Raw genomic sequence first — 15,623 nt, 5'->3', positions numbered from 1 at the left:
CCCGGCCAGGCCGCGCAGGCGCAGCACGACGCGCCCGGCCTCGTCGCGCAGCAGGGCGTCGAAGACGGCGGCGTCGCGCTGGGTCGCGGGGGTCAGGCGGCGGGCCTCGACGATGCCGCGGCGGGGCAGGGGGCCGAGGATATCCACGGCCTCCAGCGCCAAAGGCAGCAGGCGGCGCGCCTCGGCATGGCGGAAGACCAGCATGGCGGCGCTTTGCAGCACGGCATCCAGCATGCCGGCCTGGAGCTCGCTGCCGGGGATATCTTCTTGCGACGCCAGGACGCCACGAACCGTGTCTTCGCCCATAGACAGAGAAACGATGGCGCGGAAGGCAGGGCCGTAGTCGAGGCCGAGCGCCGCCAGCCGGGCATAGACCGCCGTGCCGTCGAGGGTGTCGCCGTGCTCGACAACGAGGGGCGCGTCATTGGCCAGGTCGCTGTGCTCGACGACGCGGCCGCGCGACAGGATGCGGCCCTCGGCCTCCAGCGCGAAGCCCAGCCCGCCGGGTTCCGGGCGCAGGGCGAGCTCGGCCCGCAGGCGCCCGGCTTCGGCGGCGGCGGGGGCCAGCCAGGCGAGGTCGCGCAGATAGAGCGCGCCCGTGTCGCGGCCAAGCTGGCGCAGCGCGGCGGCGACCAGCGGCAGGGTGCCGACCCCGGGCAGGATGGCGCGGCCGCCGACGCGATGCTGGCCGAGCAGCGGATTGTCTTCCGTCAGGTCGATGCGCCAGCGCGCCTCGGCCGACAGCGTGGGGATGGCGGGGCCGAGCAGGCTCGTCGTTGCCTGCACGCGCGGCGGCGCCTCGGGCAGCCAGCAGCGCTCGCGGGCGAAGGGATAGCGCGGCAGGCGCAGCCGCTGCCGGTGCTGGCCGGCGAAGATCCGCGCCCAGTCGACGCGGCCGCCGGCGATCCAGTGGCGAGCGAGCGCGGCGAGATCGGGAGTTTCCAGCGTGTCTTCGTTGGCGAAACCCGCCGTGCCGGCCAGGTAGTTCCGCGACGACGACGCGAGGAAGCCGCGCAGCGCGGCCGTCAGCGCAGCAAGATCGGTCGCCGGAATGGCGAGGCGGTGTTCCAGCGCCTCCCGCCCCATGGCCAGCGTCCAGGCGAGGTCGGCCAGCGGCGGCGCCTCGCGCTCCAGGAAAGCGGCCAGCGATACCACGATGCCGCGCAGCGCCTCGGCGGTGCGGGCCGAGAGCACCACCAGGAAAGGCCCGGCGGCCGGTGTGGTGGTCGTGGCGGGTGGCGCTTCCTCGGCCAGCAGATGGGCGTTCGCCCCGCCGGCGCCGAAGCTGCTGACGCCGCCGCGGCGCGGCCCCGCGCTGCGCCAGGGCTGCAGCGCCTGCGCCACCGCGAAGCCGCCGCCGGCGAAATCGATCGCCGGATTGGCCGGATGCGCATGCAGCGAGGGCGCCACCTGGCCATGCCGCAGCTGCAGCAGCAGCTTCGTCAGCCCGGCGATGCCGGCCGCCGATTCCAGATGGCCGATATTGGACTTGGCCGAGCCCAGCAGCAGGGTTTCGGTCGATCGCCCGGCGGCGCGCAGCCCGTCGGCGAGGCCGGCGATCTCCACCGGATCGCCCAGCGCCGTCGCCGTGCCATGGCATTCGACATAGGAAATGCTGTCGGCCGGGACGCCGGCGTTGGCGATGGCGCGCGCCACCACGGCCGCCTGGGCGCGTGGATTGGGCACGGTGTAGCCGGCCGTCCTGCCCCCGGCATTGACCGCCGAGCCCAGGATGACGCCATGGATGGCGTCCCCGTCGCGCAGCGCCGCCGCCAGCGGCTTCAGCACCGCGACGCCGACGCCCTCGCCTTGCACAAAGCCGTCGGCGGCGGCGCCGAAGACATGGCAGTCGGGGCCCGAGGCCAGCACGCCGGTGCGCGCCAGCTCCAGCGGCTGCACCGGATGCAGCACCAAGTTGACGCCGCCGGCCAGGGCCACGCCGCATTCGCCGCGGCGCAGGCTGTCGCAGGCGAGATGCAGCGCCGTCAGGCTGGCCGAGCAGCCGGTGTCGACCGCCAGGCTCGGACCGCCGAAATCGAAGGCATGGCTGACGCGGTTGGCGACCGACCAGTGGTTGCCCTGCACCACCATGCCGGCCTCGGCGGCGGCCAGGCCGAGCAGGCGCCAGGGCATGTTCATCACGCCCATGAAGACGCCGACATCGCGGCCCTGGGCCGAGGCCTTCAGGCTGGCGCGGTGATGGCCGGCATCCTCCAGCGCGTGCCAGGCGGCCTGCAGCACCAGCCGGGCCTGCGGGTCGATCATCCGCGCCTCGCGCGGGGCGATGCCGAAGAGCAGCGGGTCGAAGCGGTCGACATCCGCGATGAAGCCGCCCCAGCGCGACGTTTTTTTGTCCGTGTTGTCGCGCCAGTTCCAGCGCTCCGCAGGGATTTCTGAAATCCCGCTGCGGCCCTCGCGCAGCAGGTCCCAGAAGGCGTCGAGGTCGGGCGCCCCGGGCAGCCGCACCGACAGGCCGATGACCGCGATGCGCGGGTCGTCCTTGTCGACGACGGCCGCGGCGGGCGTGGGCTGCAGCCCCGCCAGATGCGCGGCCAGCTTGCGCAGCGAGCCATGCTCGAACAGCGCCGTGCTGCGCAGCGACGGATATTTTTGCCGAAGACCGGCGGTCAGCGTGCCGACCAGCAGGGAATCGATGCCGAAGCGGTCCCAGCCGGCATCGGGATCCAGCTTTTCCGGCGCCTCCTGCAAGGCGGCGGCGAAATAGGCGCGCAACTCCTCCAGCACCGAGGCCCCGGCGGCGACCGGCGCGGCGGTCGTCGGCGCCGAGAGCCAATGGCGTTCCGGCGCGAAAGGATAGGAGGGCAGTGGCACGCGGCGGCGGCGCTCGGCGAAACGCGAGCGCCAGTCGATGGTCTCGCCGGCGCACCAGCGGCGGGCGTCTGCGTCCAAAGGCGGCGCGGCGGGGGCGCGCAGCGAACGGGCCGCTTCCGCATGGCTGCCGGCCACCACGGCACGGCGGCAGGAAAAAGCCTGGCGGCCGGTGGCCAGCGTCCAGGCGATATCGGCGAGCGGCGCGGCACCCGGGGCTTCCAGCGCCGCCGCCAGGGCCTGCGCCGCACGGTCCAGCGCGGCCTCGTCGCGGGCGCTGAGCAGGATCGGCCAGGGGCCGGCCATCGACGCCCCGACGGCGACCGTCGGCGCCTGTTCCAGCACCATATGCACATTGGTGCCGCCGAAGCCGAAGGCGCTGACCGCCGCGCGGCGCGGCCCCGGGATGGCGGGCCAGTCTTCCGCCCGCGTCGCCACGGCGAACCCCGCGCCGGCCAGGTCGATCTCCGGATTGGGGGCGTTGAAAAAAAGGCTCGGCGGGATGCGGCCGTGCTGGACGGAAAGAACAGCCTTGATCAGCCCGGCGATGCCACCCGCCGCGTTCAGATGGCCGATATTGCCCTTCACCGAGCCGATGCGGCAATCGGCCGCGCCGCCGCGCCCGCCGGCGGCGTCATGCGCCTGGCCCAGCGCGCGGATCTCCACCGGGTCGCCCAGCGCGGTGCCGGTGCCGTGGCATTCGACCATGCCGAGGCTGGCCGGCGGCACCTCGGCCATGGCCAGGGCCTCGAGGATGGCGCGGCGCTGCCCGGCGACCGAGGGCGCCAGGTAATCGGCCTTGCGCGCGCCATCGTTGTTCACTGCCGAGCCGCGGATCACCGCGAGGACAGTGTCGCCATCGGCCAGGGCGCGCGACAGCGGCTTCAGCACGACGAGCCCGAGGCCATTGCCCGGCACGGCGCCGTCGGCGGCGGCATCGAAGGCGCGCAGCCGGCCGGTCGCCGACAGCATCAGGCCTGATGCCTGGCGATAGCCGCCCTGCGGCAGGGTGACCGAGCAGCCGCCGGCCAGCGCCATGTCGCATTGGCCGGACAGCAAGGCCTCGGCCGCCTGGTGCACCGCCAGCAGCGCGCCGGAGCAGGCGCTCTGCACCATCATCGCCGGGCCCGTCAGGTCGAGGCGCCAGGCGATGCGGCTGGCGGCATAGTCCTTGTCGCGGCTGGTCAGGTCGAAAAAGCCGTCGCCCAGGTCGGGGTCGCTGTTGCCGTCGCCATAGGTGCTGGCGGTCATTGAAAGAAAGGTGCCGACGACGGCGTCGTGGCTGCCGGGGCCGTAGCCGGCATGGTCCAGCGCCTGCCAGGCGCATTCCAGCAGCAGGCGCTGCTGCGGGTCCAGCCGCGCCGCGCGCCGTGCCGGGAAGCCGAAGAAGCCGGCATCGAAGCGGTCGACATCGTCCAGCACGCCGAAGGCCGGCACCAGCCGCGGATCGGCCGGGTCGAAGCCGGCTGCCCGCAGCGTCGCTTGGTCGGCGCGGCGGATGCTCTCCCGCCCCTCCAGCAGGTTGCGCCAAAAGGCCGAAAGATCAGGCGCGCCGGGGAAGCGGCCGGCCATGCCGATGACGGCGATGCTGTCGGGCGGCGGGGTCATGCGCGGTCTCCGACGAGGGCCAGCGCCCGGGCGGCGCGGCGGCGGGCGGCACGGAGGGTCATCGTGTCGGCGTCGGGCTCGGCGACCGGCGGCGCCGCCACCCCGGCCAGGTGCCCCGCCAGGGCGGCGACCGACGAAAACTCGAACAGGTCGGTGACCGCGCAGGGGGCAATCTCGCGGGTGATGCGCGCCGCCGCCCGGACGGCGGAGAAGGAGGTGACGCCGTGCTCGAACAGGTTCGCCTCCGCGGGCAGGGCCGGGTCGTCCAGCACCTCGCGCCAGATCGCCAGCAGTCGCGCCGGCAGAGTGGCGGTATTCGGTGCCGCTTCCAAGTCCCGCGATGGCGGCGCCGCCTCGCTGCCGGCCAGGCGCTCCAGCGCGGCGCGGTCGACCTTGTCATTGGCGTTGCGCGGCAGGGCCGGCAGCAGGCGGATCGTCGCCGGCAGCATGTAGCCCGGCAGCCTGGCCGCCAGCGCCGCGCGGAAGGCCGCGGGGTCGCCGGCACCGACGCAGAAGGCGTGCAGCCGGCGCTGGCCGGCCGCATCGGCGGGGGCCACGGCGACCGCCTGCAGGATGCCGGGCAGGCCAGCCAGCGCCGCCTCGACCTCGCCGAGCTCGACGCGGTGGCCGCCGAGCTTCACCTGCCCGTCGCGGCGCCCCAGGAACTCGATCAGCCCGTCCTCGCGCCAGCGGCCGAGATCGCCGGTGCGGTACAGCCGCTCGCCGGTCCGCGGATCGGTGATGAACCGATCCGCGCTGCGGGACGGGTCGCGCCAATAGCCCTGGGCCAGGCCGGCGCCGCCGATGAACAGCTCGCCGGGGACGCCGTCGGGGCAGTCGCGCAGCGCCGCGTCGAGGATGCGGAAGGACTGGCCGCGCAGCGCCTTTCCATAGGGGATGGAGCTCCAGCCCGGGCGCGGGGTGGCCTCGATCGGGTGCTGGATCGACCAGATGGCGGCCTCGGTGGCGCCGCCCAGGCTGACCATCGCAGCACCTGGGTTCAGCGCGCGGAAGCGCGGCGGCAGGGCCGGCGGGATCCAGTCGCCGCTGAGCATCATCAGGCGCAGGCTAGCGACGCTCGCGGCCGGTGGCGCGCCTTCCAGCAGCAGCTGCAGGAACATCGGCACCGAGTTCCAAACGGTGACGCCATGGCGCTGGACCATCCCGGCCAGATGCGCCGGATCGGCGACCGAGCGCGGCGCCGGCAAGACCAGCGCGGCTCCCGCGCCGAGGGTGCCGAAAATGTCCCAGACCGAGAGGTCGAAGCTGAGGGACGACAGGCCCAGCACCCGGTCTTGTGGTGTCAGGGCGAAACGCTGGTTGATGTCGCGGATCGTCACGCCGACGGCAGCGTGGTCCATCATCACGCCCTTCGGCTCGCCGGTGGAGCCGGAGGTGAAGATGACATAGGCCAGGGCCTCGGGCGCCACCCGCGGCGGCGGCGCCGTCGGCGGCAGCGGGGCCAGCCGGTCGACCAGGATGCGCCGCGCCGCGTCCGGCCATTCGGCGCGCAGCATGTCGTCGGTGGCGGCGTCGGTCAGGAGGGTGGTGGCCTCGCCGCGCGCCAGCAGCTGCCGCAGCCGGGCCGGCGGCAGCGCCGGGTCGAGCGGCAGATAGGCCCGCCCGGCGAGCGAGGCGCCCAGCACCGCCGCCACCTGCGCCGCGCCCTTGGGCAGGATGACGGCGACCAGCCGGTCCTGCGGCTCTTCCGGCAGCGCGGCCGCCACCGCCAGCGCCTGGCAGAGCAGCGCGCCATAGCTGAGCGTCGCCTCGGGTGTGATGACCGCGGGCGCCTCGGGCCGGGCGAGGGCTTGGCGCAGGAAGGGCGCGTGCAGCAGCTCGGGCGGCGCCTCGTCGGGGGGCAGCAGCGGCGCGGGGATGCGACGCGCGGCTTCCTGGCCGGCGATCCAGCCGCGCAGGTCCTGATCCCAACCCTGCTCAGACAGCCGCTCCAGGCAGGCGGCAAACGTAGAAAACATCGTGGCGATCAGGCCGTCCGGGAACAGCCCGTCCAGCGTGTCCCAGCAGGCGACCAGCCCGGCCTCCGCATCCTCGTGGATGTGGCAGTCCAGCCAGACCTGCGGCGTGCGGGTGATGCCATGGCTCAGCCGGCCCAGCGCCGCCAGCCCGTTCGCCCGGTGCTGCAGCATCGAGGTGAAGACCACCGGCATCAGCCTGGGTCTTTTTTCAACGCGCGCCAGGTCGCGCAGCACGGCCAGGCCGCTGTGGCTGGCATGGGTCAGCAGCAGCGCCAGCCGGTCGCGCACCGCGCGCTGCGCCCGGGTGGCAAAGCCCTCGGCCGCCGTCAGGTCCAGGTCGAGCAGCAGCGTGGTGGTGAAGTCGCCCAGCACCGCCTCGATGTCGGGATGCGCGTCGCCGCGCTGCATCAGCGTCAGGTTCAGCGCAAACTTCTTGTCAGTCGCCCAATGCGCCAGCACCTCGGCGAAGGCGGCGAGGATGGCATTGGCCGGCGTCACCCGCGCCGCCGCGGCCCGGGCGCGGAAGCCGGCCCAGGCCGCCGGTGACAGGCGCATCGCGTGGCGGCGGGCGGCGGGCACCAGGCCGGGCTCGGGCATCCGCGCGCCGGGCAGCGAGGGGGCGGGCGGCAAGGCCGGCCCGGCTTCGTGCCAGAAAGCCAGGGTGGCGGGGTCGGCGGCGGGCTGGCCGCGCAGCACCCAGTCGCGGAAGCTGGCCTCGGGTGGCGGCGGCAAGGTCTCGCCGCGCAGCAGCGCCGCCCATTCGGAGAGCATCAGGAACAGGCTGGGCACGTCGACGATCAGCAGGTCGATCGCCAGATGCAGCCGCTGGCCGTCCGGCCCCTCGCTCAGCGCCACGCGGAACAGCGGCCATTGCGCGGGATCGAAGCGCAGGGCGGCAAACTCGTCGCGCAGCGCCTCCAGCGAGGCATGCCGGGCGATGCGGCAGGACGGCACCGTCGGCAGCACGCGCTGGCTGCCATCGGCGGCGAAGACGGCGCGCAGCATCGGATGGCGGGCGACCAGCTGATCCAGCGCCGCCTGCAGCCGCTCGGGGTTCCAGGGGGTGATGGCCGCGATTTCCCAATAGCCGTGGCAGGGGCCGCCCAGCGGCAGGCTGTCGCTGCGCCCGACCCAATAGGCCTGCTGCAGCGCGGTCAGCGGGAAGGGTTCGTGGCGGGCGGCGGGATCGGGGCGCAGGGTGTCGCGCGGCGTGGCGGCGGCGAGGCTCGCCTCCAGCGTGGCGAGATCGGCGCCGCCCAGCAGCGCGGCCACCGGCAGCTCGGCGCCGAGCCTGCGGGCCATGCGCTGCCGCAGCTCCAGCGCCAGCAGGCTGTCGAGGCCGAGCGCCACCGGCACGCTGTCATCGCGCAGCCGGGCGGCGGGCAGGCGCAGCACCTCGGCCAGCAGGCGGCGGAAGGGCGAGGCGGGGGCTTCGACGGCGGGTTCCGCCGCGGTGTCGCGATTGAAGACCTGGCCCGGCAGCAGCAAGGGCGTGCCGGTCGCGGTGGGCAGCGCCAGCGGCACGCCCATGCAAAACAGCTCGGCGGCGGCGAGCAGCCCGTCGCGGCCGGGGTTGTTGGCCAGCAGCCCGGCGGCGGTGGCGGCGAGCAGCGATTGCGCCCCCGCCTCGCGCCGCGGCGCCTGGCCGCGGCGGATCAGCGGCGAGGCACCGCCGGCGGCGGCGGCCTCCAGCAGCGCGCCGGCGGCGTCCACCGTCTCGGCCAGCAGAGCAGCGCGCCAGGGCAGCGGCGCGGCGGCCCCGGCCAGCCCGGCGGCGAGGCCGGCCAGCGTCACCCCCGGATGCCGCCGCAGCCAGGCGGCGACGGAAAGAAGACGCTGCCGCAGCGCCACCTCGCTCTGCGCGGTCAACAGCAGCAGATGCGGGCCGGGGGCGGAAACCACGGGCAGCGGCGGCGCCTCCTCGACCAGCAGCATGCCGTTGGCGCCGTTCAGCGCGAAGACATTGACCAGGGCCCGGCGCGGTGCGCCCGGCGTGGCGGGCCAGGGGCGCGGGGCGGTGGCGAAGCCGGCCTCGGCCAGCTCCGGCATCGGGGTCGCGGCGTCCAGCCCGGCGGTCGGCGCCAGGCGGGCATGGCGCAGCTGCAGGACGGATTTCAGCAGCCCGGCCATGCCGGCGGCGGCCAGCCCATGGCCGATCGCCGGCTTCACCGAGCCCAGCGCCGGCCGCGCCGCGCGATCGGCAAAGACCGTGCCGGCGGCGGCAATCTCGGTGCCGTCGCCGGCGGCGGTGCCGGTGCCATGCGCTTCCAGCCAGCCGATGGCGGTGGCGGGCAGCGCCGCCTCGGCCAGCACGGCGCGGGCGAGACGCGCCTGGCCCTCGGCGCTGGGGGTGCTGATGCCCAGGCCGCCGCCACCGTCATGCCCCATCCGGGCGCTGCGCAGCAGGGCATGCGGCGCCTGGCCGGCGGCCAGCGCCTCGGGCAAGCGGCGCAGCACCACCAGGCCGACGCCCTCGCCCAGCAGCATGCCGTCGGCGGCCTCCGCCAGCGCCGCGCAACGGCCGGTCGTCGAGAGCAGCCCGGCAGCCTCGGCCAGGGCCGCCATCTGCGGCGTCGCCATCACCGCGACGGCGCCGACCAGGGCGATATCGACCTCGCCGCTGCGCAGCGCCGCCAGCGCGGCCGACAGCGCCGCGACGGCCGAGGCGCAGGCGGCATCGACCGTGACCGCCGGCCCCTGCAACCGGAAGACATGCGCCAGCCGGGCGGCGAGGCTGGCGCCCAGCTGCCCGACCAGCGAGACCCGGTCCGGCGCCGCGCCCGCCAGCGCCTGCTTCAGCGGCCAGTCGCCGGTGCCGGCGCCGATCCAGACGCCGGTGCGGGCGCGCAGTTCCGGTGACGCCGCCGCCATCCCGGCATCCGCCAAAGCGCGCCAGGCGGTCTCCAGCAGCAGGCGCTGCTGCGGGTCCATCGCCGCCGCCTCGCGCGGCGACAGGCCGAAGAGCGCGGCGTCGAAACCGTCGATATCGGAAAGAAAGCCGCCCTGGCCGAGGCGCGCGAGGTCCATCCCCGGGGCCAGCGCGGCAAGCTCGGCGTTGGTCCAGCGGCCGGGCGGCACCGGGCCGATGGCGCTGCGGCCGGCGGCCAGCAGCGCCCAGAATTCCTCCAGGTCCTCGGCGCCGGGGAAGCGGCCGGCCATGCCGATCACCGCGATGGCGTCCGTGGCGCCGATCGGGGGCAGCGGTGCCGGGACGGCGATCGGGGCCGGAGGCGGTGGCGGCGCCTCGGGCGCGCCAAGGCGGCGGGCCAGAGCGGCCGGGGTGGGGCAGTCGCCGAACAGATGCAGCGGCAGCCGGCGGCCGAGCGCCGGCCCCGCGGCCTCGGCCACGCGCAGCGCGGTGACGGAATCGACGCCGAGCTCGGCGAAGCTGGCCTCGGCGCCGATCTCCTCCACCGGCAGGCCGAGCACCCCGGCCACCGCCTGGCGCAGCACGGCCAGCGGATCGGCCGATGGACCGGACGATGTCGGCGTGGCGACGACCGCCGGGGTCGCCACCGTGACCACCGCCGGCGCGGCGCTGGCGGCCAGATGCGCGGCCATGGCCAGCGGCGTCGGATGGTCGCCGAACAGATGCACCGACAGCCGCCGGCCCAGCCGCCGCCGCAGCCCCTCGGCGACGCCGGCGGCGACGATGGAATCCACCCCCATCTCGATGAAGCGCCCGGCCGGGTCGATCTCGGCCTCGGGCAGCTCCACCGCCTCGGCCACCGCGGCGATCACCGCGGGCAGCAGGGCGGCGGGGTCGGCGGGGACGATGGCTGGCGGCATCGGGACCTCCATCGGCGTGTCGGGGGCGGTGGCGGCGCGGCGGGCGAGGATCGGGCCGCCGGCGCTGAGCAGGCGGTCGAAGCCGGCCCGGCGCCAGGCCTCGGGCGCGGCGGCCCGGGGCGGCTGCCAGGCGGAGGGATGCAGGCCGAGCACCGCCTGCTGCCAGTCGCGCAGCGCGGCTGGCGGGGCGGCCAGCAGCAGCCCGCCGGGGGCGAGCCAGCGGGCGGCCTCCTGCGGGTCCGGCGCGCTGTCCAGCGCCAGCAGCAGGTCGAAGCGCTCGGCCGGCGGCGCGGCCAGCGCCAGCAGCGGGATGCCGGGCTGGCGTTGCGCCGCGGCGGCGCGCATCGCCGCGCTGCGGTCGCCGGCCTGCAGCGTCGCCGGCAGCCCGGCCAGCGCCTCGGCCAGGGGCGTGATCGCCTGGCCATCGCCCGCCTGCCACAGCAGCAGCCGCAGCGGCCGGCCGGCGGTGGCCACCACCTGCCGCGCCAGGGCCAGCAGCGCGGCCTGGCGGTGGCGCGCCGCGGGCAGGCCAAGGCGCAGCGCCGTCAGCCGGGCCGGGTCGCCGCCGGGGACCAGGATTTCCTCGCCGGTGGCCTGCCCGGCCAGCACGGCCGGCCAGGCGGCCAGGCAGGGCGCCGCCGCCGCCGCCCAGTCGTGCGCCGCCGGGGGGATGGGCGCGGCCGCCCCGTCACCCGGGCGCAGCCGCCCGGCGGCATCGCGCGCCAGCACGCCCTGGCGCAGCAGCAGCGCCGGCAGGGCGGCCAGCGGCGCCGCCAGGCTGGGCAGCGGCAAGGCGATGCGGCCGAGCCATTCTTCCGTTCGCTCGCCCTCCGAGGCGGGCAGCAGCCCGGCATTGGCAAAGACCTGGCCCAGCGCCTGGGCGGCATGGCGGTCGGCCCAGGCCTCCAGCGGGTCGTCACCGTCGTCGGTCGCGGCCAATCCGGCGGCCAGGCTGGTCCAGCGGTCATCGCCCTCGGCCAGGGCCGCGTCCCAGCCGGCATCGAAGGCCGCCGCCACCAGGCGCGGCGTCGCCGGCAGCCGCGCCCAGGCCTGCAGCCCTTCCTGCGCGGCGAAGGGCAGCAGGCCGGTGGCGCGGGTGATGCGCGCCTGGCGCCCCGGCTGCGCCACCCGCCCGGCATCGCCCCACAGCCCCCATTGCACCGCCTGGGCTGGCAACCCCTGCGCCGTGGCCCATTCGCAAAAAGCTTCCTGGGCGGCGCAGCCGGCGAGATAGCCGGCCTGGCCGGCATTGCCGCGCAGTGTCAGCGCCGAGGCGAAGACCTGGAAGCGCGGCGCATCGGCGCGGGTGGCGGCGAACAGCGCCAGGGTGCCGGCCAGCTTCGGCGCCAAGGCGCGGTCGAAGCTGTCCTCGGCGAGGTCGACGATCCGCTGGTCGGCCAGCTGCATCGCCGCCTGGATGACGCCGCGCACCGGCCCCCAGTGGCGGAACCGGGCCAGCCCGTCGCGCAGCGCCGCTGCATCGGCGATGTCCACCGCCAGATAGGCCGCCTGCGGCGCCCCGGCGCGGCGGAGGTCTTGGAGAAAATCCTCGATGCCCGGGGGGGCGGCGCGGCGGCCGAGCAGCAGCATCGGCGTCTGGTGCTCGGTCGCCAGCCGCAGCGCCAGCAGCCGGCCGAGGCCGCCGGCGCCACCGGCGATCGCCTGCAAGCCGGCCGGCGGCTCCGCGGCCGGCGCCTCGGCGGCGACCAGGCGCGGCAGGAAGCAGCCGCCGGCGCGCAGCGCGGCCTCGCCCAGCGGGTCTTCGGCCGGGGCGCAGGCCAGGGCGGCGAGATCGGCCGCGCCAGGGTGTTCCGGCAGGTCGAGGGCGATGACCCGCAGCCGGCCCGCCGCCTCCTGCTGCGCGACCTTGCCCAGGGCGGCGAGCATGGCGGCCAAAGGCTGCGCCACCGTCTCGCCGGGCAGCACGGCATGGCGGCCGGCGGTGATCAGCCGCAGCCGGCAGGGCGCGGCATCCTCCGCGGTCAGCCGGCGCAGCAGCCCGAGCAGCGGCCGCACGACATTGGCGACGAAATGCTCCGCCGCCTCGGGCGTCGCCGGCTGCGCCAGCGCGCCGAGCCAGAACAGGTCGGCGGCCTCGGGCAGCAGGGCAGGCAGCGCATCGAGGTGGCGGCCGCCGGGCAGCAGCGCGGCCAGCGCCCGGCCTTGGTCGCCGCCACCCAGCACCAGGGCGCCCGGGGCCGGCGGCGGCGCCAGGGCGGCGCCCTGCCAGGCCAGGCGGCGCAGCGGCAGGGCGGTGGCGGCCGGCGCCGCGGCCTCGGGCAGGAAGCGCAGCCCCTCGGCGACCGCCCAGGGCGCGCCCTCGGCGTCGAGGAGGGTCACATCGGCGGAAAAGCCGCGCGGCCCGGCGCGCAGGCTTGCGCGCGGCACCAGCGCGGTCAGATGCGGGCCGCAGCGCCCGGCGCCGGGATCGCGCAGCCACAGCCGGTCGGCGGCGGCGGGCAGCAGCGGCCGGGCGCCGCTCGCCAGCCCGGCAGCGAGGGCGGCCAGCAGGCAGGCCTGCAGCCCGCCATCCAGCGCCGCTTCCGGCTGGTCGGTGGCGAGGGTTGCGATCCAGCCGCCGGGGCCCTGCCGAAGGCCGGTGACAACCTGCAGCGCCGGGCCATAGGCATGGCCGAGCCGGGCCAGGGCGGCATAGCCGGCGGCGGCGTCGAAGACCGGCGCCTCGGCGGCGAAGGGCGCGCAGGCAGGCGGGGCGGCGCCGGGCTCGGCCAGGGCCAGGATCTCGTCCTCCGCGTCGCGCAGCGCCAGGCTGGTGTCCCGGCGGTCGCAGCGCAGCGCCAAAGCGGCCTCGGGGGCCACGGGGCGGCGGAATTCCAGCGCGGCCAGGCCCTTCGGCGACAGCTCGGCCAGGCGGCGGGCCATGGCGGCGGCGGGCAGCAGCGGGCGGCCGCCGATGACATGCCCGGCGGCCAGCGGCAGCGTGCCGCGCGCGGCGGGCAGCGGCGGCAGGGCCAGGCGGTGGCGATGCGGCTCGAAAGGATAGGCGGGCAGGCCGGGCGGCGCCGGCACCGGGGGCAGCAGCCGCCAATCCACCGCCGCCCCGGCCTGCCACAGCGCGCCCAGCATCGCCAGCAGGCTGGCGGCCGGGTCGGCCGGGTCCAGGCCGAGCTCGCCGGGCCCCGCCGGGCCACCCAGCACCAGGGTCAGCGCGGCGGCCGGCAGCGGCGCGGCGGGGGTTTCGGGCGGCGGGGCGGTCGCCTGCAGCCGCGGCAGGATCGGGTCCCCGGGGCCGCGGCGGGCCTCGGCGGCGGCGGCCAAGGCGGGCAGGTCGTCGCCGGCCAGCCAGTCCAGCGCGGCGGCTTCCGGCAGCAGGCCGGTGGCGACCAGGCTGGCGGCCTCGAACCAGCCAGCGCCGAGAGCGGCATGCCGCTCCGGCAATTGCCATTTCTGGTGCAGCCGGCGCAGCGCGACGATGGCGGCCAGCAGCGCCAGCCGGCGGCCTTCCGTGCCGGGGGCGGCGTCGAGCTCAGGCGCGGCCCCCGCCTGGCGCCAGGCGGCCAGATAGGCCTGGAAGGTCAGGTTGCTCGCCGCCAGGTTTTTGGCGCGCGACAGCAGCGCCCCGGCCTCGGCGGTGTCGGCCTCGACCAGCGCGGCGCGCAGCCCGGCCAGGTAGTCGGCGGAAATGCGCGGCGGCGGGTGCCATTGGCCGCTGTCCAGCGCCAGCACCCCGGTCTCGCGACCGGCCAGCCGGGTGGCCAGCGGCAGGGCGGCGGCGCGGGCCTCGATGCGCAGCGGCCGCAGCGGCGCGATGGCCTCGAGCAGGGCGCCGGCCACCGCCGCGATGGTGTCGCCCGCATGGCCCTCGGCGCCGAGGCGCAGCACGAAGCGGGGCAGGGTGGCCACCGCCTGGGGCGCCGGGCCAGCGGCCAGCGCGGCCCGCAGCGTGGCGAGGTCGCCGGCCGGCAGCGCCTGGCGCCAGCGCAGCGGCGCGCGGCCCTGGGCCAGGGTGGCGGCGACCAGCGGCAGCTGCGGCAGCGCGTCACCACCAGCGGCCGCGCGCCAGCTGTGCCACAGCACGTCGAAGGCGGCGCGGCTCTGCGCCGAGAGCAGCAGCGGCGCCGCCGGCGGCAGGTCGGGCGCGGCGGCGGCGGGCGGCGCTTCCAGGATGGCATGGGCCATGGCGCCGCCGAAGCCGAAGGCGCTGACGCCGGCGCGCCGCGGCGTGCCCGGCGGTGCTTCCCAGGGCGTGGTCGCCAGCACCGGCCGGAAGGGCCCCTGGGCGAAATCGATCAGCGGATTGACGGTGGCGAGGTTCAGCGTCGGCGCCAGCTGCCGCGCCTCCAGCATCAGCAGGATCTTGGCCACGCCGACCAGCCCGGCGACCGGCTCCAGATGGCCGATATTGGTCTTGGCCGAGCCGATGCCGCAGCCGCCCTCCGGCGCGCCGACATGGGCAAAGGCCTGGCGCAGCGCCTCGACCTCGATCGGGTCGCCGAGCGCGGTGCCGGTGCCATGCGCCTCGACATAGGACAGGCTGGCCAGGCTGACCCCGGCGCTGGCCGCCGCCGCCTCGACCAGCCGGCGCTGCGCCGCGACCGAGGGGGCGGTGACGCTGCGCCCGCCGCCGACATGACCGGTGGCGCTGCCGCGCAGCACCGCCTGGACGCGGCCAGCGCCGGCCTCCTCCAGGCGCTTCAGCACCAGCACGACGACGCCCTCGCCGGGGACATAGCCATCGGCCTCGGCGTCGAAGGTGGCGCAGCGGCCGCGCGGGCTGAGCATTCGCGCCTGGGAGAAGCCGATATGCCGCCAGGGTGTCAGCAGCAGCGACACGGCGCCGACCACGGCGACGTCGCATTCCCCCGCCGCCAGCGCCCGCCGCGCCTGGTGCAGCGCCACCAGCCCGGAGGCGCAGGCGGCATCCAGCGTGACGCTCTCGCCGCCGAAGCCCAGCTGGTGCGACACCCGGTTGGCCAGCAGCGCCGCGCTGCTGCCCAGGCTCGACTGCCCGTCCGGCGCGACGCCCCCCGCGCCCAGGCTGCGGGAAAAGTCCTGGGCCATGACGCCGGCATAGAAGGCGGTGCGGGGCTGCGGCGCGGCGGCGAGGCCGGCATCCTCCAGCGCATGCACCACGGTCTGCAGCAGCAGGCGCTGCTGCGGGTCCATCAGCCGCGCCTCCTTCGGCGACAGGCTGAAATAGAGGTGGTCGAAGGCGTCGACCGGCCCGTCCAGAAAGCCGCCCCAGCGGCTGTGGCTGGCGAAATCCTCCAGCGCGGCCCCGCCGTCCGGGCCGCGGTCGCCATGGTGGCGGCGCCAGTCCCAGCGCCCGGCGGGGATTTCGGTGACGGCGCTGCGGCCGGCGAGGAGCAGGTCGCGGAAGGCGGCGCGGTCGGCGGCGCCGGGCAGGCGGCAGGCCATGCCGATGATGGCGGCGGCCCCTTCCGGCGCTGGCTGCAT

General features: G+C 76.6%; 2 protein-coding genes (1 of these 2 running past the window's edge). Both read right to left on the bottom strand.

Annotated features, from left to right (window positions below; all coding sequences use genetic code 11):
• Window positions 1-4,437 carry the beginning of an SDR family NAD(P)-dependent oxidoreductase gene (locus tag GVN67_RS03135; protein WP_159992814.1) on the bottom strand. 4,536 nt of this gene lie to the left of the window's left edge, so 4,437 of the gene's 8,973 nt are visible here — the first part of the coding sequence; it begins with the start codon at window positions 4,435-4,437; its stop codon lies beyond the left edge, outside the window.
• Window positions 4,434-15,623 carry a non-ribosomal peptide synthetase gene (locus tag GVN67_RS03130; protein WP_159992813.1) on the bottom strand — a complete coding sequence of 3,730 codons (11,190 nt, stop codon included), beginning with the start codon at window positions 15,621-15,623 and terminating at the stop codon, window positions 4,434-4,436. Before GVN67_RS03130 ends, GVN67_RS03135 begins: the two co-directional genes overlap by 4 nt.

The sequence above is a fragment of the Roseomonas sp. 18066 genome (genome assembly GCF_902706185.1).
Taxonomy (GTDB): domain Bacteria; phylum Pseudomonadota; class Alphaproteobacteria; order Acetobacterales; family Acetobacteraceae; genus Pseudoroseomonas.
The sequence above is the reverse complement of the archived record's forward strand: the minus strand, read 5'-3'. Positions and strand labels throughout refer to the sequence as shown.

Bases quoted from the DNA above. Each gene is read 5' to 3' on its own strand.
- GVN67_RS03130 (WP_159992813.1), bottom strand. From the start codon at position 15,623: ATGCAGCCAGCGCCGGAAGGGGCCGCCGCCATCATCGGCATGGCCTGC.